The 21194-nt window shown below is 70.3% G+C and carries 20 protein-coding genes and 1 tRNA gene; 13 read left to right on the top strand and 8 right to left on the bottom strand.

Annotated elements, in window-relative coordinates:
• The first annotated feature begins 128 nt into the window (after nt 1-128).
• Complete coding sequence (locus AQJ66_RS17300; RefSeq protein WP_061922299.1) at nt 129-4355, top strand: WD40 repeat domain-containing protein; 4227 nt, start codon at nt 129-131, stop codon at nt 4353-4355.
• A gap of 270 nt (nt 4356-4625) precedes the next feature.
• Here AQJ66_RS17300 and AQJ66_RS17295 read toward each other — a convergent pair whose 3' ends face one another.
• A complete protein-coding gene (locus tag AQJ66_RS17295; protein WP_061922296.1) occupies nt 4626-5426 on the bottom strand; it encodes a maleylpyruvate isomerase N-terminal domain-containing protein in 801 nt (266 codons plus the stop codon).
• A gap of 337 nt (nt 5427-5763) precedes the next feature.
• Nucleotides 5764-6021, bottom strand: a complete 258-nt coding sequence (locus tag AQJ66_RS17290; RefSeq protein WP_061922293.1) for a hypothetical protein — start codon at nt 6019-6021, stop codon at nt 5764-5766.
• A gap of 316 nt (nt 6022-6337) precedes the next feature.
• On the opposite strand from AQJ66_RS17290, the gene AQJ66_RS17285 reads away from it, so the two are divergent.
• A complete protein-coding gene (locus AQJ66_RS17285; RefSeq protein WP_159052576.1) occupies nt 6338-6628 on the top strand; it encodes a hypothetical protein in 291 nt (96 codons plus the stop codon).
• Nucleotides 6629-7099: 471 nt separating this feature from the next.
• Here the strand turns inward: AQJ66_RS17285 and AQJ66_RS17280 are convergent, their stop codons facing one another.
• Both AQJ66_RS17280 and AQJ66_RS17275 read right to left on the bottom strand, forming a co-directional pair.
• A complete protein-coding gene (locus AQJ66_RS17280; protein ID WP_061922579.1) occupies nt 7100-7765 on the bottom strand; it encodes a YdcF family protein in 666 nt (221 codons plus the stop codon).
• Nucleotides 7765-8556 carry a GntR family transcriptional regulator gene (locus AQJ66_RS17275; RefSeq protein WP_061922288.1) on the bottom strand — a complete coding sequence of 264 codons (792 nt, stop codon included), beginning with the start codon at nt 8554-8556 and terminating at the stop codon, nt 7765-7767. Before AQJ66_RS17275 ends, AQJ66_RS17280 begins: the two co-directional genes overlap by 1 nt.
• Nucleotides 8557-8719: 163 nt before the next feature.
• Between AQJ66_RS17275 and AQJ66_RS17270 the strand changes: the two genes are divergently transcribed.
• From AQJ66_RS17270 to AQJ66_RS17220, 11 genes are all read left to right on the top strand, one after another.
• Nucleotides 8720-9049, top strand: a complete 330-nt coding sequence (locus AQJ66_RS17270; RefSeq protein ID WP_061922285.1) for an SCO3933 family regulatory protein — start codon at nt 8720-8722, stop codon at nt 9047-9049.
• 2 nt (nt 9050-9051) lie between these two features.
• Entirely contained in the window at nt 9052-10392 is a 1341-nt protein-coding gene (locus AQJ66_RS17265; protein ID WP_061922283.1) for an FtsK/SpoIIIE domain-containing protein, read from the top strand.
• Between the two features lie 11 nt (nt 10393-10403).
• Nucleotides 10404-11066, top strand: coding sequence for a DUF2637 domain-containing protein (locus AQJ66_RS17260; protein ID WP_061922280.1), 663 nt, complete (start codon nt 10404-10406; stop codon nt 11064-11066).
• A 20-nt stretch (nt 11067-11086) separates the two neighbouring features.
• Nucleotides 11087-11272, top strand: coding sequence for a mobile element transfer protein (locus AQJ66_RS17255; RefSeq protein WP_061922277.1), 186 nt, complete (start codon nt 11087-11089; stop codon nt 11270-11272).
• 15 nt (nt 11273-11287) lie between these two features.
• The gene (locus AQJ66_RS17250) at nt 11288-11599 is read left to right on the top strand and encodes a hypothetical protein (RefSeq protein WP_061922274.1); all 312 of its coding nucleotides are present in this window, start codon (nt 11288-11290) and stop codon (nt 11597-11599) included.
• Nucleotides 11600-11602: 3 nt separating this feature from the next.
• Nucleotides 11603-12151, top strand: coding sequence for a GGDEF domain-containing protein (locus AQJ66_RS17245; RefSeq protein ID WP_061922271.1), 549 nt, complete (start codon nt 11603-11605; stop codon nt 12149-12151).
• Between the two features lie 93 nt (nt 12152-12244).
• The gene (locus AQJ66_RS40070; RefSeq protein ID WP_061922577.1) at nt 12245-12424 is read left to right on the top strand and encodes a hypothetical protein; all 180 of its coding nucleotides are present in this window, start codon (nt 12245-12247) and stop codon (nt 12422-12424) included.
• An 8-nt stretch (nt 12425-12432) separates the two neighbouring features.
• Complete coding sequence (locus AQJ66_RS17235) at nt 12433-12675, top strand: hypothetical protein (protein WP_061922268.1); 243 nt, start codon at nt 12433-12435, stop codon at nt 12673-12675.
• Nucleotides 12672-14063: a replication initiator protein RepSA gene (gene repSA / locus AQJ66_RS17230; protein ID WP_061922265.1), complete on the top strand. Its 1392-nt coding sequence runs from the start codon at nt 12672-12674 to the stop codon at nt 14061-14063. The genes AQJ66_RS17235 and repSA overlap by 4 nt, the downstream gene beginning before the upstream one ends.
• A complete protein-coding gene (locus AQJ66_RS17225) occupies nt 14060-14248 on the top strand; it encodes a helix-turn-helix domain-containing protein (protein ID WP_061922262.1) in 189 nt (62 codons plus the stop codon). The genes repSA and AQJ66_RS17225 overlap by 4 nt, the downstream gene beginning before the upstream one ends.
• On the top strand, nt 14248-15405 hold the full coding sequence (locus AQJ66_RS17220; RefSeq protein WP_061922259.1) for a tyrosine-type recombinase/integrase: 1158 nt from the start codon (nt 14248-14250) through the stop codon (nt 15403-15405). Before AQJ66_RS17225 ends, AQJ66_RS17220 begins: the two co-directional genes overlap by 1 nt.
• A gap of 55 nt (nt 15406-15460) precedes the next feature.
• On the opposite strand, the gene AQJ66_RS17215 is transcribed toward AQJ66_RS17220, so the two are convergent.
• From AQJ66_RS17215 to gyrB, 4 genes are all read right to left on the bottom strand, one after another.
• Nucleotides 15461-15537, bottom strand: a tRNA-Ile gene (locus AQJ66_RS17215).
• 76 nt (nt 15538-15613) lie between these two features.
• Nucleotides 15614-16363 carry a DUF3566 domain-containing protein gene (locus AQJ66_RS17210; RefSeq protein WP_061922255.1) on the bottom strand — a complete coding sequence of 250 codons (750 nt, stop codon included), beginning with the start codon at nt 16361-16363 and terminating at the stop codon, nt 15614-15616.
• 18 nt (nt 16364-16381) lie between these two features.
• Entirely contained in the window at nt 16382-18979 is a 2598-nt protein-coding gene (gene gyrA / locus AQJ66_RS17205; protein WP_061922252.1) for a DNA gyrase subunit A, read from the bottom strand.
• Nucleotides 18980-19021: 42 nt separating this feature from the next.
• A complete protein-coding gene (gyrB, locus tag AQJ66_RS17200; protein ID WP_061922250.1) occupies nt 19022-21103 on the bottom strand; it encodes a DNA topoisomerase (ATP-hydrolyzing) subunit B in 2082 nt (693 codons plus the stop codon).
• Between the last annotated feature and the right edge of the window lie 91 nt (nt 21104-21194).

The raw sequence follows: 21194 nt of genomic DNA, 5'->3' as shown, positions 1-21194 counted from the left end.
ATCCTGCCACGCGGGGTGTCCGGCGACGAGGTTCCGGTGTCCGTTCCAGGGCTTCGCCGCAGGTCAGCCGTATAGGGTGAGTTTTCCGGTCCGGACGTCCAGATGCGGGGGGAGTAAGGGGTGGCACCTTGGGTTCCGACTCAGGGGCACGCACAGCCTTCGCCGAACGCCTCGCACTGCTGTACAAGGAAGCCGGAAACCCTCCCCTGAAGAGCGTGTCCGACGGGGTCGTACGGCTGCAGCGGGTGGACGAGCGCGGGCGCCCCGTGCGGGTGTCCGCCCAGCGGATCAGCGACTGGCGGCGGGCCAAGAACGTACCGGCCCAGTTCACCGCCCTGGCGGCCGTCCTGCACATCCTGATCCCCGAGGCGCGGCGCGCCCGGCCCGTCCCCGTCTCCGGCGGCCTGTACGACCTCACCCACTGGCAACGGCTGTGGGAGCGCGCGCTGGCGGACCCGGCCGGCGACCGCCCCGCGCCGCCCGCGGAGGAGAACCGGCGGCCGCCGGCCCAGGCCCCGCCCGTCGCCGGCGGTGTCTGCCCCTACCGGGGACTCGCCCCGTACCGCCAGGAGGACGCCCGCTGGTTCTTCGGGCGGGAGCGCAGCACGGACGCCCTGGTGGAGCAGTTGCGCGCGGCGGAGAAGACCGGCGGGCTGATCATGCTGGTCGGTGCCTCGGGGGCCGGGAAGTCGTCCCTGCTGAACGCCGGCCTGGTGCCGGCGCTGCGGGACGGGGCGCTCGCGGAGAACGGCGAAGGGCCGGGCACCGTCCTGCAGTTGGTACCGGGCGCCGATCCGCTCGCCGAACTGACCCGCCGCATCCCCGAACTCGCCCCCGTCGCCGCCGACGCGCGCAGGGCGGAGGCGGAGGCGGCGGTGAACCCCTCGGCACCGGGCTCCGACGCCCCGCACTTCGCCCGCGCGGTGCGGGAGGCGGTCGCCGCCTGGGCGCGGCGGGGGGCGCCCGAACGCGCCGGGGCGATCGGCGACCCGGCCCCGGGCGAACTCCCGGCCGAGGATGCGGCCTTCGGGGACGCCGGCGAGCGTCGCCTGGGCGGGGACACGGCGCCGGACGAGGGACCGGCTCCCGAAGCCGCACCGGGTGACGACCCGCTGCCGGACGCCCCCGCCGCCCTTCCGGCCGATCCCTCCCGCGAGGACGCCCCCCGCCCCGTCCTCATCGTCGACCAGTTCGAGGAGACCTTCACCCTCTGCTCCGACGAGCCCGGCCGCCGCGCGTTCCTCCAGTTCCTGCACGCGGCCTGCACCCCGCCGGAGGGCGCCTCCGGGCCCGCCCCGGTCCTGGTCGTCCTCGGCATCCGCGCCGACTTCTACGAGCAGTGCCTCGGCTACCCGGAGCTGGCCGACGCGCTGCAGCACCGGCACATGGTGCTCGGGCCGCTGACCACGGCGGAGCTGCGCGAGGCGGTGACCGGCCCGGCCAAGGCGGTCGGGCTGGAACTGGAGCCGGGGCTGGCCGAGCTGATCGTGCGGGAGGTGAGCGCCGACGGCCCGCGCGGGGCGCACGACGCCGGCGTGCTGCCGCTGCTCTCGCACGCCCTGCTCGCGACCTGGCAGCGCCGGAAGGCGGGCCGCCTGACCCTGGCCGGCTACCGCGCGGCGGGCGGCATCCAGGGGGCGGTCGCGGCGACCGCCGAACGCGCCTGGTCCGGCCTCGACCCCGCCGCCCGCACGGCCGCCCGGCTGCTCCTGCTGCGGCTCGTCCGGCTGGGCGAGGACACCCAGGCCACGCGCCGGCGCGGCACGCGGCGCCAGCTGGCCCAGGAGTCGGCGGACCCCGGCAAGACGGAGGAGTCGTTGGAGGCGCTGGTGCGCGCCCGCCTGGTGACGCTCGACGCGGAGACCGTGGAGATCACCCACGAGGCGCTGCTGCACGCCTGGCCGCGGCTGCGCCACTGGATCGACGAGGACCGCGGCGACCATCTGCTGCGCCAGCGGCTGGAGGAGGACGGCCGGGCCTGGGAGGCGACGGGCCGGGACAGCTCGCTGCTCTACCGCGGCTCCCGCCTGGAACAGGCCCGCGCCTGGGCGAAGTCCGCCGGGGACACCTATCTCACGCGCAGCGCGGTGCAGTTCCTGGCCGCCTCGGTGCGGCTGCGCCGGCGGACGGTGCTGATCAGCCGCGCCGCGGTGGCGGCGCTGGTGGTCCTCGCGGTGCTCGCGGCCGGCTCGGCGGTGGTGGCGTGGCAGCAGCGGGACGACGCCGTCTTCGAACAGGTGCTCGCCGAGGCGGACCGGGTGCAGCACTCGGACCCCTCGCTGGCCGCCCAGCTCGACCTGGTCGCCCACGACCTGCGCCCGGGCGACGAGGGCACGTTCAGCAGGCTGATCTCGATCGTGAACGCCCCCCTGGCCACCCCGCTGGCCGGCCACACCGGCGCCGTGTACCTCACCTCGTTCAGCCCGGACGGCAGGACACTGGCCACGGCCAGCTACGACCGGACCGTGCGTCTGTGGGACGTGGCCGACCGGAGCCGCCCCGAGCCGCTCGGCAAGCCCCTCACCGGGCACACCGGCTGGGTGAGCAGCGCCGTCTTCAGCCCCGGTGGGCGCACCCTGGCGAGCGCCGGGGACGACGGCACGATCCGGCTGTGGGACGTGCGGGACCCGGCCCGCCCCGCCCCGCTCGGCAAACCCCTGACCGGTCACCGGGGCACCATCTACCTGGTCGCCTTCAGCCCCGACGGACGCACCCTCGCCAGCGCCGGCGAGGACAGGACCGTACGCCTGTGGGACGTGGCCGACCCACGCCGGCCGAAGCCGCTCGGCAAGCTGGAGGGGCACAGCGCCGCGGTGCGCAGCGTGGCGTTCAGCCCGGACGGCCGCACCCTCGCGGCGGGCGGCGACGACGACACGATCCTGCTGTGGAACACCTCCGATCCCCGGCACCCCCGGCGGATCCCCGGGCGGCTGACCGGTCACACGGACATCGTGCACTCGGTGGCCTTCAGCCCCGACGGGCGCACCCTCGCCAGCGGCAGCGCGGACGACACCATCCGGCTGTGGAACGTCGCCGATCCCGGCCGCGCGGCCCCGCTCGGCTCGCCGCTCACCGGGCACACCGGCCCGATCTGGTCCGTGGCGTTCAGCCCTGACGGGGGCCGGCTGGCCGCCGCCAGCGCGGACAGCACGGCCAGCCTGTGGAACGTGTCCGACCCCGCCTCCCCCTCGCAGGTCGGCGAGCCGCTCGCGGGCAGCAGCGGCGAGATGTACGCCCTGGGGTTCAGCCCCGACGGCCGTACCCTCGCCACCGGCAGCGGGGACGGCAAGGCCCGCCTGTGGTCGGTTCCGACGTCGGACATGACCGGCCGGAGCGGAGCGTTCCGCCCGGACGGCAAGGTGCTGGCGACGGCCGCGCGCGACGGCAGGATCCGGCTGTGGAACGTGGCGGCGCCCGGCCGGCCCGTGGCCCTGAGCAGGCCGTTCATGCGGGCGGACGGCAGGGACCGTTCCCTGCTGTACTCCCCGGACGGCCGCACCCTCGCCGTGCTCACCGGGAACCGGACGGTGGCCCTGTGGAACGTCGCCGATCCGGCCCACCCGGTCTCCGCCGGGCCGCCCCTCCCCCAGCAGACCCGCTTCATGGGCCCCGACGCGCTGGCGTTCAGCCCGGACGGCCACATCCTGGCGACCGCCTACGACGACCACCGCTTCCAGCTGTGGAACGTCAGCGACCCCGCCCACGCCACCCCGCTCGGCGGGCCCGTCACCGGTCACCGGGGCTACATCAACGCGCTCGCCTTCAGCCCGGACGGCCACACCCTGGCCAGCGGCAGCGCGGACAGCACCATCCGCCTGTGGGACGTCACCGACCCCGCGCACGCCACCCCGCTCGCCCACCCGCTCACGGAGCACTCCGGTCCCGTCAACGCGCTCGCCTACAGCCCCGACGGGCACACGCTGGCCAGCGGCAGCGACGACGACACCGTGCGGCTGTGGAACGTCACCGACCCGCGTGGCGCCAGGGCGCTCGGCGCCCCGCTCACCGGCCACACCGAGGCGGTGACCTCGCTGACGTTCGGCGAGTCCGGCCAGGTCCTGGCGAGCGGCGGCAACGACAACACGGTCCGCCTCTGGAAGGTCGGCGACCCGGCCGCGGCGGGCCCCATCGGCCAGTCGATGAGCCCGTACGCCCGGACCGGCAACTTCCTGTCCTTCAGCCCGAACAGCCATGTGCTCGGGGTGTCGAGCGGCACGGACACGGTCAGGCTGTGGCGGCTGGACGCCGGCGCGGCGATCCGGCACATCTGCTCGCTCACCCGGGGCGTCCTGACCCCCCAGCGGTGGCACGAGTACCTGCCCCGGCTGTCCTACGACCCGCCGTGCCGCCACTGACCGAACAAGATCGGCCAACTCCCGGGCTCAACAAGCCGGTTGCCTCCCGGAACCCCGCCAACCTTGTTACCCTTGGCCATAGCCCGATCGCTGGTGCATCCCCCGTCGCCAGCGATCGGGTTTCTCCGTACCCGGAAGCAACCGTCCCGGTTCATCGTGCGGGGCGCCCGGCGAACCGGGTTGAACCTGTGGCCTCATCCCTATTCGGGTCGATCACGGGGCTCTGCCGACATCGGCCAACGGCCCCTGCGCCGCGGTCGATCACCGGTCCTACTCCTCCGGTTCCCACGCGCGGAGCAGGTCGAACAAGCCTGCGTCTCCGTCGATCTGCAGTGAGTCCGCCGGGATACGGTCGTACACGAAGAGGACCAGCTCACTGGCCGTGCCGCGGACGGAGACGCCGGCCGCGTTCGGGCCCTCGTCGGCAGCGGCGACAGGCGTCGTGCCGGGCGCGGCGATACGGGTGGAGCGTGCGCCGCCGCCGTCGACCGTCAGGCGCCAGGAGTGGCCCTCGGTGGCGTGGAAGTCGAAGGCGGTGGGCTTGTGCGGCCAGGCACTCGTCGTTGCGACGCAGGTGAACAGGAACTCCTCGACACCGTCGAGTGCCACCTCATCCGGCAACGGCTCCGGGGCACCCACAGTGACCTGGGCGTCGTAGGTGTGCACCGCGATCTGCTGGAGCTGGTGCCGGGCGACGGCGCCACAGGTCTGCGGCGACTGCGACGCGCCCCACCACGTCCAGCAACCGCGATCCGGGCCGGCCTCCCGCAGTGCGTCCAGCAACTCCTGCGTCGACGCGGCCAACCAGGCCGGCACGGCCTCGCGCTCCCGAGGCGCAGCCGGGGCGCCCTCCGGGACGCACTTGGCCGGAGCGGCAGGCCCCGCGGCTACGGTTGCGGCCCAGGAGCGGCGCCCCTCGCCGATGTGCTGCACCAGATCGAACAGCGTCCACTCCGGGCAGGTCGGCACCTGCACGTCGAGGCTGGGCGCGGAGGCCACCGCGGCGCGGAAGGCGCTCGACCGTTCGTCGATCAGTCGCAACAGAACGGGGAACGCAAGTGTCGTCGTCACAGGGACTCCCTATCACCGCGTTCCGACGATCGGACAGTGATTTTCACAGCCGCCGCGGCGAGCGCGCGGCACGGGCCGGAGTCCGCAGGATCACGGCGCGCCTCGCCCGGCACAGCAAGATCAGCATGACCATGAATGTCAAAGACCCCCAGCCGTTCCCGACTGGGGGTCTTCTCGCTGGTGGGGCTAACAGGATTTGAACCTGTGGCCTCATCCTTATCAGGTCGATCACGGCCCCCCGAGATGTGGAGGGATCCAAGTCTGGCGACGTTCTATTGACCGCTGGGGGCCGCTCTCGTCCGTTGGCGTTCGACGCTGTTGGTGTCAGCCGTTGGTGTCAGGCACGCCGACGGGGCTTGACATTCGGCTGGGGAAGGCGCCCTGAGATCGTCTGCACGACAAGCAGAACGATCACTGCCACGACCAGCCACGTTGCCTGGCGGAGAACACCAATCATTGTGTCGCCGTTGATCACGCACGCCATGACCACGGCCAGCGGGACCATGATCTTCTTGCGGCTGTCAGTCCCGCGTGCGACAGTTTCAAGCAGGTGGGTGTCGAGCACCGACAGTCCACCAAGACCCGGGATGGGCATACGTCCTCCTTGGTTGTCAGAAGGGCGCGCCCGGTTCCTCTTCCCAAAGGCGGGCGCGCCCTTCGGTGTTGGTAGTCCAAAGGTATGGCACGCCCCCGACAGCAAGGGTCTGCCGAACTGCGAATCACTGATGTCATCCTCGATAGTGACGATGACTAACTCCAGCTGGGTTGAGACGCTGAGGGGCACTGAGTGTCACCCGCCTGACCTGCTGCAATGTGAGCTCATACCACACGCCACCGACAACGGACGCACTCTATAGCAACGATTGTTGCGTGTGACATAGGCCTTTGAGGCAATTGCCCGGTTTTAGAGAGTGACCAAGGTCACTAAAAACGAAAAGTGGTCCAGCCTCACAGTGGGCGCCTCCCGCGTCAGCCGGGCACCCGATTGCTATCCCCCGTCGATCGGCATTTATGACATCAGCGACGCCGTGTTTCACGTGAAACACGGCAGCCACCACCTGATCAGTCAGTGCATTGACCTGCACCTACGCCATCCCGACGAGCGTGATCAGTTCGGCGACACAAGGATTGGGCACGATGCATGGCGTGGGCGGAGCTTCATGCCCGCCCGGGACGCCAATCACTTCGCCTGCACCACCTAAGCCACCAACTACCCCAGCTCCCATCCCGTCCGCCGTCGACCCACACACCGTGGAGCGGGCGTGGTTCATGGCGTCCAGGTGGAGCGCGCCACTGTACGAACGACCTGGACGCCATGGGCCGCGTCTGCTCGGCTCTGCCTGGGTCGACGGTGGACGGGAGGGGAGCACCACGCACGCCACTACCAACCCGCGGCCGGGAACGGCGCCCCCTCCATCCCGGTGCCGGCCGATCCCCCGCCGGAGGCATTGCCTTGACCGCAGGCCACTCTGAGCGGTGATCGACTCATGGCCACCGGCCCTACCCACATGTGGGCGCGCGTCGGCGCAGCGCGGGCGGAGCGGGCCGGAGGCAGGAGCGGCGCCCGCAGCGGAGCCGGGAGCGCGCCCGGCGGAGCGGAGCGCAGCCGGGGCTTGATGAGGTAGAGAAATCTGTAACAGCACAGGGGCTGATAGGTCGGGAACCAGTGCGGTTTAGGCAGAGGGCTGGTCAGTAACCAGGAGTCGGCCGGTGAAGCCCGCGTGGCACAGCCGGTCGTAGGCCTCGAGTACGTCGTCCGGCACGGACTGGCTGATCATGAAGCCCTGCGCCGGGTAGATCAGCAGGCGCTGTAGCGCTCCTACAAGCATGTCGATGACCAACCGGGCCTCCCCGATGGAGTCGACGTACTCCTCCAGCGTCATCGGGCTGGAGGCGCTGACAATCTCGACGGCGGGCCACAGCTTGCGTGCGGTGGCGTAGGCCCGCCTCTCCTCGTACGGCTTGCTGATCAGCAGGACGGAGGACACGTCGACGTCGGCCTCTTCCAACAGCTCTCGGGAGAAGCGGATGTTCTCCCCCGTGTTCCGCGCACGCGGCTCCACAAGGATGGCCGAGTCGGGGACGCCAAGCTCAAGCGCGCGCTCTCGGTAGTGCACGGCTTCCCCTCGGGGCATGCGGTCCCGCGTCGTGGGGCTGGTGGCTCCCGTGAACACAAGCAGTGGAGCCATGCCGCGCTTGTACAGGTCTACCGCGGTCTCGGCCACACCCAGGTCGTGACTGCCCAGCCCGATGGCGACTGAGCATGGCCGGAGAGTGTGGCCCATCTGGTGGTAGTCCCACAGGCGGCGAGTGTCGGCCCATGCCTGTGCAGAGATCATCACTGCCCCTTCTTGTCCTTCGCCGAGTCGGGGACCTTGAAGTCGTACTCCCAGGCGAAGCGCGAAGCCGCGTGCACACCGATCGCGAACTCGACCACTGTGCCAGAAGCCGTGTAGGTCGTCCGATGCAACTCAACGACAGGTTCGCCCGGCGGAAGCTGCAAGAGCTTCACTTCATCGGGCGTGGGAGCTCTGGCGAACAGCTCTTCCTTCATGTGGTCGATCTCGTAGCCCGCGTCATACAGCACCCGGAAGCCACCACCTCGGCCGGCCGGTCCCGGGGTCGGGTCCACCAGCCGTGTGCCTTCGACGTGCTCGGGCCGGTAGTAGCTGGTCAGGGTGTGGGTCGGCTGGTCGCCTTCCTTCACCAGCCTCGCTCGCGCGTATACCTCGGCGCCTTCGGGGAGGCCGTGCGCAGCTGCTACCGCTGGCGGGGCTTCCACCAGGCTGACCGTCTGCGTCTGCTCGTTCCGGCGGTAGCTGCGGCCAGAGGCCACACGGTCGGCGATGAACGCCACCTCGTCGCCGTCACGCCACTTCGCCTTGTCGTACCTGGCAATGCCGAGTCGCTTGAGCGGGACCCGCTCGCGCACGACTGTGCCGTGTCCGCGAGAGGACGTGACCAGGCCCTCGGCCTCAAGAGCCTTGTAGGCCTGGTGAACGGTGGACTTTGAGCCCTCGCCCTCTGCAACTAGCTCCCTGATCTGCGGAAGCTGCTGGCCCGGCGCGTAGTCACCCCGCTTGATCTGCTCAGCCAGCTTGTCCGCCAGCTCGCGCCACTTGGGCGTCATCGTCCGACTCCTCTCGACACACCAAGTCAAGCACAGTCCCAGGACTGTTGACAGTCCCAGGACTGCGTGCCAAAGTCTCTTCAGGTCGCTCGCAGTCCTAGGACAGTGGCGACTGGGGGCCTTTTCGTGCTGCCCTCAGATCTCGACTCAAAGGGAGTGCTTCATGCCGTCTTTCAAGATCGACACGTCGACTGCTGTGGTGTTCGTGGCGACCGCGCCGACGCCGAAGCTGGCCAACGCCAAGACCGGTGAGCGGGCGCTGGACCGGGAGACCGGTGCCGCCCTGTCGACGGTGGGCCTACTGGTCTCGGACGAGGGGGAGGGGAACCTCTACCAGGTCACCGTCCCGGAGACCGGCTACCCGGAGGGTCTGGCGCCGGGCATGCCGGTGAAGGTGGTCGGCCTGAAGGCCCGGGACTGGGAGAACGAGTTCAACGGCCAGAAGCGGCACGGCATCTCGTTCCGCGCGGTCGCGATCACCCCGGTGGCCTGACCATGACCGACGTGTCCATGGTCCTGGAGACCACGGGAGTCCTCGCAGGGGCCGGCGGTCTGGGCTACGCGAAGGTGCGCGCTCCGCGCGTGTACTGGTCGCTGGTCGGGCTGCCGGTCACCTGGGGCCGGTTCACCTTCACCTACCGCTCCACGATGGACGTGTGCGGGCTGACGGTGCAGCCGTCGCGGATGCGGGCCTTTCTCGCCCGGAACGTGGCCCGCCGGGAGGTGCTGCCGGTCCCGCCGAAGGTGCGCCGGGTCCGGGGTACGTCGACCGGGCTGCGGGTGACGCTGCGGCTTCCCGCCGGCCTGGAACCTGCCGACCTGATGGCGGCCTCGGAGCGGCTGCGGCATGCCTGGGGCGTGCACTCGGTGACGATCGCCGAGACCAAGCCGGGGTACGTCGAGCTGCGGATGACCGGCTATGACGTGCTGCGTCAGGTCCGGATGCCGCGCGGGGCTCGCTCTGAGGGTCTGGCGGTTCCGGTGGCGCTGCGGGAGGACGGCACGGCGTTCGTCCGGGACTACCGCCAGGTGCCCATGGCGCTGACGCTCGGCGCGAACAGCTCGGGCAAGTCCGTCTATCAGCGGAACTTGATCAAGGGTTTGGCGCGGCTGCCGGTGGCGCTGGTCGGGATCGACTGTAAGCGCGGTGTCGAGCACTCCGCGTACGCGCCCCGGCTGTCGGCCCTGGTCACCACCCCGGACGACTCGGCCGCGCTGCTCGATGTGCTGGTGGGCGAGATGGAGTCCCGCTTCGACCTGCTGAGCGCGCACGGCGTCTCGGACATGTGGGACCTGCCCGAGCGGTTACGGCCGGTGCCCGTCGTCGTCCTGGTCGACGAGGTGGCGGAGCTGTTCCTGATCTCCTCGAAGAAGGATGAGGAGCGGCGGGAGCGGATCGTCACCGCGTTGATCCGGCTGGCGCAGATGGCCCGCGCGGTCGGGATCTACCTGGAGGTGTGCGGGCAGCGCTTCGGCTCCGAGCTGGGCAAGGGCGCGACCATGCTGCGCGCCCAGCTCACGGGCCGGGTGGTGCACCGGGTCAACGACAAGCAGACCGCCGAAATGGGCCTCGCCGACGTGGCTCCGGATGCGGTGGCGGCCGCCTCCCTTATCCCTGCGGAACGGCCCGGCACCGCCGTGGCGGCCGACTCCTCCGGTGGCTGGGCAAAGATCCGCACCCCCCACACCTCCCGGGATGAGGCCAAGGCGGCGTGCCGGGAGTTCGCCCACCTGGTGCCCGACCTTCCCGCCCTGGACCGGTTTCGCCCACACGTGCCCGCCGACGCCCCGGAGACGGGTCCGTCGCTGGTCAAGCCACGGCCGGTCACGGAGTAAGGGGTATCGCTGTGAACCGCTCGCTGCGCCCTGATGCCGTCCTGATTCAGGCCGTGATCGCTGGTGCTCTGTCCTTCGCGCACCTGCACGACCTGGCGGCGGCGGCCGGGCAGTCCGGATGGAAGGCATGGGCTTATCCGGTCTCGGTGGACCTGCTCCTGGTCGCCGCCTGGCGTCGGCTGCGCGCCGGCCGGGACCGGTCCTCGTGGACCTGGTTCGCCATCGCCCTGGCGGCCTCGCTCGGCGCCAACGTCGCCACCGCCGGGCTGCTCGACCTGCACCAGGTGCCCGCCTGGCTGCGCATCCTCGTCGCCGGATGGCCCGCCCTCGCCTTCCTCGGCGGCACCCTCCTCGTCCACGCCCCCGTCCCGGCCGCCGTGGAGCCGGAGCCGGACGAAGAACCGGCCTCCCCGGAAGTCGAGGTGCACCGCACCGACACCCCCGAACCGGTGCCCCCGGCCCCGGTCCCGGCTCCGGAACTGGCCCCGGCGCCTGTGAAGCCTTCGGCCGCCGCCCCGGCCGTTCCGCCGGCACTGCTCGACCACGCCCGTTCGATCGCCGACGCCCACCGCAACAGCACGGGCGAGCCGATCACCGCCGACGCGCTCACCGCCCGGCTCGGCCTGCCCGCACCGACCTGCCAAGCCATCGCCGCCCAACTCCAACTCACCTGAAACCGAGAGGGGATCAGCCCGTGCGCCCGAACCGCTTCTACAACGTGATCCGCGTCGGCCCGGTCGAGGTCGGCACCTACAACAACGGCCGCGGCAAGACCAAGCACACCGCCGCCTGCACCGCCCCCGGCTGCGGCTTCTCCACCGAACACCGCGACCGCTCCGCCGCCGAACTCGCCGCCCGCACCCACCGCTGCAACGCCTGACAGGAGGAAGATCCCGTGTTCACACCGAAGTACCCGCCCCCGGACACCGCCCCCGCACCGACCGCCACCCCGGCGCAGATGGCCGCTCAGGTCCCCGCGGTTCAGGCCCCGGCCGCGGTCGTCCCCGCGCCGGTCTCCCAGCGTCCGGCCGTCCAGCTCACCCCCGGCAGCGCTCTCGCCCTCGCGGCCGGTTGTGGGGCTGTGGTCCTGGTCGTCGGCGCCGTCCTCGTCTCCATGCTCCTGGCCGTCGCCATCACCGCCGTGTCGGTCGCCGTGACCGCCGTGGTGCTCCGCTTCCTCATCACCGACCTGCGAAAGGGACGCTGAACGATGGACACCCACGTCATCGCCGCCGCGTTACCCACGCTGGGCTGGGCCGTCCACGGCGGCCTCCTCGTCCGCCGCCTGGCCACTGCCCGCCGTGATCCGCTGACCGGCCTGCACACCCGCGCCGGATGGACCACCCGCGCCGAACACCTGCTCGCCAAGCACCCCGCAGCCCTGGTCCTGCTGATCGACCTGGACGACTTCAAGGCCACCAACGACACCCACGGCCACGCCGCAGGAGACGCGGTTCTCACCGCCACCGCCCGCCGATTGAACACCTGGTGTGGCCGCTACGGGATCGCCGCCCGCCTCGGCGGAGACGAGTTCGCCGCGATCATCACCGACCCCGGCCGCACCCCCAGCCTCCACGCCCTGCAGCTCGCGCTGGACGGGCCGCTCGAACACGACGGCCGCACCCTGCCGGTCTCGGCATCGGTGGGCCGCTGCTACTGCTCTCACCTGCCGGTACGGACTCTCACCGACGCCCTGGCTGCCGCCGACGCGGCGATGTACGCGGTCAAGGGCCACGGCAGACGCAACACCCGCCCATAACGGCCCCCGGAACGGCCTCGGTCGCCAAACTTCCGCCGCTCCGGGCGCCTGCACCACTTCCAGATCCAACGGACCCGAAAGGGAAGCCCCATGATGCCCCAGCACGCCCCCAAGACGCGCGTCTGCCGCGACTGCGATGGCCATGCCACCGCCCACATCACGACTGGTGCTCGGCACCGCGACGGCACCCGCGTCACCCTCCGCGTCACCTGCCCGGCCTGCAAGGGTTCGGGCACCACGCCTGCCGCCCGCCTCGCCCGCGCGGGGAGGTGACCGCAGCCATGAGGACGATCACCACCTCCGCCCACCTGGAGCCGGACACCACCGCCCGCCTGAGCGTGTTCGCCCCCACGCCCGAGGACGAGGGCTTCGTCAGCCTGCGTGTCGGGGGAGAGTTCGTCGACCTTGCCCTGATCGCCCGTCCGGGCACTGCCGACGCTCTGCGCGCCCTGGCACGCGTCGCCGAGGAAGCCGCCTCGGCCCTCGACCGGATCGCCGAAACCGCTCCGGAGGGTGCCGCGTGACCGATGCCGCCACCCTGGCGGGCCTGGACCCGGCCACCCTCGCGGACGTGCTGAGGCTGGCCGGGTCCACCGGCTTCGACCGCATCCAAGACCAGATCCGCCGCACCGGCGGCTGCACCGACCCCATCCGCCTGACGGGCTCGACCGTCACCCGCGACGCGGCCACCGGCCACGTGCTGCACTCCTACTCCACCGACACCGAACCCGGCGGCGTCCTCCGTGTGGCCTGCGGCAACCGGCGAGCCTCCCGCTGCCCGGCCTGCGCCTGGACCTACGCGGGCGACACCTACCACCTCATCCGCGCCGGCCTCGTCGGCGACTCCGCCAAGGGCACCCCCGAGACCATCCGCGACCACCCCCGCGTCTTCGCCACCCTCACCGCGCCCTCGTTCGGCCCGGTCCACAACCGGCCCGGCAACCGGCCCTGCCGCTGCGGCACCCACCACCAGGAGGACGCCCCCGACCTCGGCACCCCGCTCGACCCGGACACCTACGACTACGTGGGCGCCGTGCTGTGGAACAACCACGCCTCCGACCTGTGGCGCTACTTCACGATCTACCTCCGCCGCGAAATCGCTAAGAGAGCCGGACTCACCCAGAAAGCCGCACACGAACAGTCCCGCGTCTCCTTCGGCAAGGTCGCCGAGTACCAAAAGCGCGGAGCCGTCCACTTCCACGCCGTCATCCGCTTCGACGGACCAGAAGGACCCGACTCGCCGCCCCCGGCCTGGGCCACCCTCGACCTGCTCACCGACGCCATACACGCCGCCGCCGCCCGCGTCGCCGTCGACGTACCTCCGTCCGGGGACCAGCCAGCCCGCACCCTGCGCTGGGGCGTCCAGCTCGACGTGCAGCCAATCGGCGCCTTCGGCCAGGGCGAGGAGATCACCGAACAGGCCGTCGCCTCCTACGTCGCCAAGTACGCCACCAAAGCCGCCGAGACCACCGGCACCGTCGACCGCCGCATCGGCAATAAAGAGGCCCTGGCCCTCCTCGGCGTCCCCGACCATCCGGCCCGGCTCATCGCCGCGTGCCTCGACCTGCACCCGCTCTACCCAGACCGGAAGTTACGCGACTGGGCACACATGCTCGGCTTCCGCGGCCACTTCTCCACCAAGTCCCGCCGCTACTCCACCACCCTCGGCGCACTCCGCCAGGTCCGCGCCGACTACCGCGCCGCCCAACAACGCGCCGCACTCGGCCTGCCCGACCCCGACGACGAGGAAGCAACCACCCTCACCCTCGCCCACTGGACCTACGCCGGCCACGGCCACACACCCGGCGAATCCTGGCTCGCCGCCAACATCCGCCGCGACATCCAGCACAACCGCGAGATCGCCCGCGAAGAGCTACATGCCTTGCCCGCCCTGGAAGGAGCCGACGCATGACCACTGCCGCCCCTGTCCTGCTGACCGTGCCCGAGGTCATGGCGCGGCTGAAGGTGGGCCGTACCAAGGTCTACGACCTGATCCGCACGCACCGCCTCATGTCCATCAAGGTCGACGGGTGCCGGCGCATCCCGGACCAGGCGGTGCACGACTTCATTACTGCTCAGATCGGAGAGGCTGCCTGATGGCGAAGCGTCGGCCCAATGGCGGCGGCACGATCACCAAGCGGTCCGATGGTCGCTACCAGGGCGCCGCGTACGTGACCGACACGGACGGCAACCGGGTGCGCAAGTACGTGTACGGCCGGACCTGGGACGAGGCCAACGAGAAGCTCGGCAAGCTCCAAGACCAGGAGCGCAACGGCATCCCGGTGCCGTCCCGGTCCTGGACGCTCGGCGAGTGGATGACCTACTGGCTGGAGCACATCGTCGCTCCGGAGCGCGAGCACAACACGTACGTCAAGTACGAGTCCAAGGTGAGGCTCTACCTCGTGCCTCACCTCGGTAAGAAGCCGCTGGTCAAGCTCACCCCGGCACAGATCCGCGCCTTCATGGCCACGCTGGCGCGGGAAAAGGTTGGTGCCTCCGCCCGCTTCGAGGTCCTCCGCGTCCTCCGCAACGCGCTCAACCGGGCCATGCGCGAGGAGCTGGTCACGCGCAACGTCGCCCTCCTGGTCGACATGCCCAAGGTGACCAAGGACAAGGGCACGGCGTGGAACGCACGAGAGGCGATCGCGTTCCTTCGCTCCGTCCGCGCTCACCGCCTCTACGCGGCCTGCGTCCTCGTCCTTGTCCTCGGCCTCCGCCGCAGCGAGGTGCTTGGCCTGCGCTGGCAGGACATCGACTTCGAGGCCGGCCACTTCACCCCGGTCAAGCAGGTGCAGCGGGTCAAGGGCGTGGGCCTGGTCCTCAAGGACCTCAAGACGGAGTCCTCCCAGGCCGTCCTCCCGCTCCCGGAGTTCTGCGCTCGGGTCCTGGACGAGCGCCGGGAGCTCCAAGAGCTGGAACGGAAGATCGCCGGTGAGCACTGGTCCCAGGAGCCGGACCAGGACCTGATCTTCTCCTCCGAGCACGGCGGCCTGATCGACCCGGTGGGCTTCTCCCGCACCTTCGATCGGCTCGTCAAGCGCGCTGGTGTTCGCCGGATCACGGTGCGCCTCGCTCGGCATACCTGCGGCACCCTGCTGGCCTTTTTGAAGGTGCACCCCAAGGTGGCTCAGGCGATCCTGCGGCACAGTCAGATCAGCATGACCATGGACGTCTATACGCACGTGGTCGGCGACAGCGAGCGGGAAGCGGTGGGCATGCTCGCCGAGCTTTTGGAAGATCCACTCATCGGCTGATGTCAGCCATGGATGTCAAAGACCCCCAGCCGTTGCCGACTGGGGGTCTTCTCGCTGGTGGGGCTAACAGGATTTGAACCTGTGGCCTCATCCTTATCAGGGATGCGCTCTAACCAACTGAGCTATAGCCCCGCCGCGCTCTGCGGTGTGTGTCCCGCGCGCTGACTCCTGAAGATTAGCGCACGAAGGCGGGAGTCCCAAAATCGGTTCACTCGTCCTCGGCCAGCGTCAGTTCGACGCCGCCGACGAAGCCCGCGGAGAGGTTGTAGATGAACGCGGCGAGCGTCGCCAGGGCCGTGGCCAGGACGACGTCGATGACGGCGATGATCACCGCGAACGTCAGGACGTGCGGCAGCGACAGGAAGGCCTGCAGGTCGAAGCCGTTCGCCTCGTTCGAGCCGGTCGCCTCCGAGATGGTGCCGCCCACCGTCGAGAACACGCCCATCGCGTCCATGACCATCCACAGCACCGCCGAGGCGACGACCGTGCAGATGCCCAGCGCGATGGAGAGCAGGAAGCTGACCTTCATCACCGACCACGGGTCGGCCTTCGCGACCCGCAGCCGCGCCTTGCGGACGCGCGGCGCGGTGCGCGCGCCGGTGCGCGGACGGCGCACCGCGCCGGCGGGAGCCTGCGCCGCGTAGGCCTGCGGGGGGTGGTAGGGCCCGGCGGCCTGCTCGGAGCGCCGGTCACCGGGCAGCGGGGACGCCGGCTGCGCCTCGGCCGGCCCCGCGGCGTGCTGGTGCTGCGGGTCTCGGGTGTCCGTCACGGTTCCCCCCTGGGATCCCTGCGTGCCGGCCGGCGGCGCGTCCTTCGCGGACGCCTTCACCGGCCTGAGCTGCGTCGTGTGCGGATCCGCCGCCGCACCGGCCCCGTGCGCGGCGGAGCCACGGCCGCCGCCGTCCGTCTCCGTACCCGTGGAGGGACCGGCCGATCCGGCGCCCGTGGCTCCGCTCACGATGACTCACTCCTCGTGCTACTCGGCCGAGGGCGCCTCACCCTCGTCCGTGCCGGTGGTCGCGGCACCTTCGGCGGTCTCGGTGACGGCATCGTCGCCGTCGACCTCCTCCGCCTCGCGTCCCGCCTCGGCGTTACGTGCGATACCGACGACGGCATCGCGCTTGCCCAGGTTGATCAGTTGGACGCCCATGGTGTCACGGCCCGTCTCCCTGACCTCGTTGACTCGCGTACGAATCACACCGCCGGACAGCGTGATGGCGAGGATCTCGTCCGTCTCCTCGACCACCAGCGCGCCGACGAGTGATCCGCGGTCCTCCACGATCTTGGCGGCCTTGATGCCGAGGCCGCCGCGACCCTGGACGCGGTACTCGTCGACAGCGGTCCGCTTCGCGTACCCGCCGTCCGTCGCAGTGAACACGAACGTACCGGGTCGAACAACATTCATCGAGAGAAGCTCGTCGCCCTCCCGGAAACTCATGCCCTTGACACCCGAGGTGGCACGGCCCATCGGACGCAGCGTGTCGTCCGTGGCGGTGAACCTGATCGACTGTGCCTTCCTGCTGATCAGCAGCAGATCGTCGTCGGCCGAGACGAGTTCGGCGCCGATCAGTTCGTCGTCGGTACCGTCCTCCCGCTCCCGCAGGTTGATCGCGATCACACCGCCGGAGCGGGGCGAATCGTAATCCTTCAGAGGCGTCTTCTTGACCAGACCGGACTTGGTGGCCAGCACCAGGTACGGCGCCGCCTCGTAGTCGCGGATCGCGAGGATCTCGGCGATCGCCTCGTCCGGCTGGAAGGCGAGCAGGTTCGCCACGTGCTGCCCGCGCGCGTCCCGGCCGGCCTCGGGCAGCTCGTAGGCCTTCGCCCGGTACACCCGGCCCTTGTTCGTGAAGAACAGCAGCCAGTGGTGCGTGGTGGAGACGAAGAAGTGGTCGACGATGTCGTCTTCCTTCAGCTTCGTGCCGCGCACGCCCTTGCCGCCGCGCTTCTGCGCCCGGTAGTCGTCCGTCTTCGTCCGCTTGACGTAGCCGCCGCGCGACACCGTGACGACGATGTCCTCCTCGGCGATCAGGTCCTCGATGGACATGTCACCGTCGTACGGGATCAGCGTGCTCTTGCGGTCGTCGCCGAACTTCTCGACGATCGCGGCCAGCTCCTCGCTGACGATCCCCCGCTGGCGGACCGGCGAGGCGAGGATCGCGTTGTACTCGTTGATCTTCGCCTGGAGCTCGTCGTGCTCCTGGACGATCTTCTGCCGCTCCAGGGCGGCCAGCCGGCGCAGCTGCATCTCGAGGATGGCGTTGGCCTGGATCTCGTCGATCTCCAGGAGCTCCATCAGGCCGCCGCGGGCGATCTCGACGGTCTCACTGCGCCGGATCAGCGCGATGACCTCGTCGATGGCGTCCAGGGCCTTGAGCAGACCGCGCAGGATGTGCGCCCGCTCCTCGGCCTTGCGCAGCCGGAAGCGCGTCCGGCGGACGATGACCTCGATCTGGTGCGTCACCCAGTGGCGGATGAACGCGTCCAGGGAGAGGGTGCGCGGCACGCCGTCGACGAGCGCCAGCATGTTCGCGCCGAAGTTCGTCTGCAGGTCGGTGTGCTTGTACAGGTTGTTCAGGACGACCTTGGCGACCGCGTCCCGCTTCAGGACGATGACCAGGCGCTGGCCCGTACGGGACGACGTCTCGTCGCGGACGTCCGCGATGCCGCCGATCTTGCCGTCCTTCACCAGGTCGGCGATCTTCTGCGCCAGGTTGTCCGGGTTCACCTGGTACGGCAGCTCGGTGACCACCAGGCACTGGCGGCCCTGGATCTCCTCCACCTCGACCACCGCGCGCATGGTGATCGAGCCGCGCCCGGTGCGGTACGCCTCCTCGATGCCCTTGCGGCCCACGACGAGCGCGCCGGTCGGGAAGTCGGGGCCCTTGATGCGCTCCATGAGCGCGTCCAGCAGCTCCTCGTGCGAGGCCTCCGGGTTCTCCAGGTACCACTGGGCGCCGGACGCGACCTCGCGCAGGTTGTGCGGCGGGATGTTGGTCGCCATGCCGACCGCGATGCCGGCCGAACCGTTGATCAGCAGGTTCGGGAACCGGGACGGCAGGACGGTCGGCTCCTGGGAGCGGCCGTCGTAGTTGTCCGTGAAGTCGACGGTCTCCTCGTCGATGTCACGGACCATCTCCATCGACAGCGGCGCCATCTTGCACTCGGTGTAGCGCATCGCCGCCGCCGGGTCGTTGCCCGGGGAGCCGAAGTTGCCGTTGGAGTCCACCAGCGGCATCCGCATCGACCACGGCTGCGCGAGGCGGACCAGCGCGTCGTAGATCGAGGAGTCGCCGTGCGGGTGGTAGTTGCCCATGACGTCGCCGACGACACGGGCGCACTTGTAGAAGCCGCGCTCGGGGCGGTAGCCGCCGTCGTACATCGCGTACAGCACGCGGCGGTGGACGGGCTTGAGACCGTCACGGACGTCGGGCAGCGCGCGGGACACGATGACGGACATCGCGTAGTCCAGGTACGAGCGCTGCATCTCCGTCTCGAGCCCGACGGGCTCGACGCGCATCGCGAGTTCGCCGCCCTCGGTCTCAGGCGTCGCGGGAGTGTTCTCGTCGGCCATTGCTGGTGAAGATCCTTCCTGGTGCGGTCAGCTGAGACCGACTCAGATGTCGAGGAACCGGACGTCCTTGGCGTTGCGCTGGATGAACTGACGGCGCGCCTCGACGTCCTCGCCCATCAGGACCGAGAACAGGTCGTCGGCCTGGGCGGCGTCGTCGAGGGTGACCTGGCCGAGGACCCGGTGCTCCTGGTCCATCGTGGTCACGCGCAGCTCCTCGGCGTTCATCTCGCCGAGGCCCTTGAAGCGCTGGATCGAGTCCTCGCGGACGCGCTTGCCGCGCTGGCGGCCCATCTCGATCAGCGCGTCGCGCTCGCGGTCCGAGTACGCGTACTCGATGTCGTCCCGGCCCCACTTGATCTTGTAGAGCGGGGGACGGGACAGGTACACGTGCCCGGCCTCGACCAGCGGCCGCATGAAACGGAACAGGAAGGTCAGCAGCAGCGTGCTGATGTGCTGGCCGTCGACGTCGGCGTCCGCCATCAGGATGATCTTGTGATAGCGGAGCTTCTCGATGTCGAAGTCCTCGTGCACACCCGTGCCGAAGGCGGAGATCAGCGCCTGGATCTCCTGGTTCTGCAGGATCTTGTCGATCCTGGCCTTCTCGACGTTGAGGATCTTGCCGCGGATCGGGAGGATCGCCTGGTACTGCGGGTTGCGGCCGGACTTGGCCGAACCGCCGGCGGAGTCACCCTCGACGATGAAGATCTCGCACTTGGTGGGGTCGTTCGACTGGCAGTCGGACAGCTTGCCCGGCAGGGACGCCGACTCCAGCAGGCCCTTGCGGCGGGTCAGGTCGCGCGCCTTGCGGGCCGCCACGCGCGCGGTGGCCGCCTGGATGCCCTTGCGGATGATGTCCGCGGCCTCCACCGGGTTGCGGTCCAGCCAGTCGTTGAGGTGCTCGTAGACCGCCCGCTGCACGAAGGTCTTCGCCTCCGTGTTGCCCAGCTTGGTCTTCGTCTGGCCCTCGAACTGAGGCTCGCTCAGCTTGACCGAGATGATCGCGGTCAGACCCTCGCGGATGTCGTCGCCGGTGAGGTTGTCGTCCTTCTCGCGCAGCAGCTTCTTGTCGCGTGCGTACTTGTTGATCAGGCTGGTGAGGGCCGCGCGGAAGCCCTCCTCGTGCGTACCGCCCTCGTGGGTGTGGATGATGTTCGCGAAGGAGTACACGCCCTCGCTGTAGCCGCTGTTCCACTGCATCGCGACCTCGAGGGACAGGCTCTTGTCCTTGTCCTCGGCCTCCAGGTCGATCACCGTCGGGTGGACCACGTCCCCCTTGCGGGAGTTGAGGTACTTCACGAAGTCGACGATGCCGCCCTCGTAGTGGTACGTGACCGCCTTGACCTCGGCCTTCTCGTCCGCACCCGCCTCGTCCGCGCCGCTCGTCGCCTTCGCCGACTCGCGCTCGTCGGTGAGCTTGATCGTCAGGCCCTTGTTGAGGAACGCCATCTCCTGGAAGCGCCGCGACAGCGTCTCGAAGGAGTACTCGGTGGTCTCGAAGATGTCCGGGTCGGCCCAGAACGTGACCGACGTGCCGGTCTCCTCGCAGGCCTCGTGCTGGACCAGCGGGGCCGTCGGGACGCCCATCTTGTAGTCCTGCGTCCAGCGGTGGCCGTCGGTCTTCACCTCGACGGAGACCCTGGACGACAGGGCGTTCACGACGGACACACCGACACCGTGCAGACCGCCGGAGACCGCGTAGCCGCCGCCGCCGAACTTGCCGCCCGCGTGCAGCACGGTGAGCACGACCTCGAGGGCCGGCTTGCCCTCGGAGGCCACGATGCCCACCGGGATGCCGCGGCCGTTGTCGACCACGCGGACACCGCCGTCGGGCAGGATCGTCACGTCGATCGTGTCCGCGTAGCCGGCCAGGGCCTCGTCGACGGAGTTGTCCACCACCTCGTAGACGAGGTGGTGGAGGCCGCGCTCACCGGTGGAACCGATGTACATGCCGGGTCGCTTGCGGACCGCGTCCAGCCCTTCGAGCACGGTGATGGCGCTGGCGTCGTAGGAGGCGGCGGCCGCGCCCGGTTCTGCGGCTCCGCCGTTCACGCCGGCGTCGGTGGACGGGATGTTCTCGTTGGGGTTGCCGGAATCGGCCACGAAGCGCCCTTTCTGGCACAGCACGAGCCAAGCTCGTCGGCAGGTTGCCGGAGCGGCTGCGGCATGTTGCGTTGGTCAGCCTTGATCAGCGTTGCTCAGCTTTTCCCGGGCGGTC

This window comes from Streptomyces bungoensis (genome assembly GCF_001514215.1).
In the GTDB taxonomy this organism is placed as follows: Bacteria; Actinomycetota; Actinomycetes; order Streptomycetales; family Streptomycetaceae; genus Streptomyces; species Streptomyces bungoensis.
The sequence above is the reverse complement of the archived record's forward strand: the minus strand, read 5'-3'. Positions and strand labels throughout refer to the sequence as shown.

Bases quoted from the DNA above. Each gene is read 5' to 3' on its own strand.
- gyrA (WP_061922252.1), bottom strand. From the start codon at position 18,979: ATGGCCGACGAGAACACTCCCGCGACGCCTGAGACCGAGGGCGGCGAA.
- AQJ66_RS17265 (WP_061922283.1), top strand. From the start codon at position 9,052: ATGACCGACGTGTCCATGGTCCTGGAGACCACGGGAGTCCTCGCAGGG.
- AQJ66_RS17280 (WP_061922579.1), bottom strand. From the start codon at position 7,765: ATGATCTCTGCACAGGCATGGGCCGACACTCGCCGCCTGTGGGACTAC.
- AQJ66_RS17235 (WP_061922268.1), top strand. From the start codon at position 12,433: ATGAGGACGATCACCACCTCCGCCCACCTGGAGCCGGACACCACCGCC.
- AQJ66_RS40070 (WP_061922577.1), top strand. From the start codon at position 12,245: ATGCCCCAGCACGCCCCCAAGACGCGCGTCTGCCGCGACTGCGATGGC.
- AQJ66_RS17245 (WP_061922271.1), top strand. From the start codon at position 11,603: ATGGACACCCACGTCATCGCCGCCGCGTTACCCACGCTGGGCTGGGCC.
- AQJ66_RS17275 (WP_061922288.1), bottom strand. From the start codon at position 8,556: ATGACGCCCAAGTGGCGCGAGCTGGCGGACAAGCTGGCTGAGCAGATC.
- AQJ66_RS17225 (WP_061922262.1), top strand. From the start codon at position 14,060: ATGACCACTGCCGCCCCTGTCCTGCTGACCGTGCCCGAGGTCATGGCG.
- AQJ66_RS17290 (WP_061922293.1), bottom strand. From the start codon at position 6,021: ATGCCCATCCCGGGTCTTGGTGGACTGTCGGTGCTCGACACCCACCTG.
- AQJ66_RS17220 (WP_061922259.1), top strand. From the start codon at position 14,248: ATGGCGAAGCGTCGGCCCAATGGCGGCGGCACGATCACCAAGCGGTCC.
- AQJ66_RS17270 (WP_061922285.1), top strand. From the start codon at position 8,720: ATGCCGTCTTTCAAGATCGACACGTCGACTGCTGTGGTGTTCGTGGCG.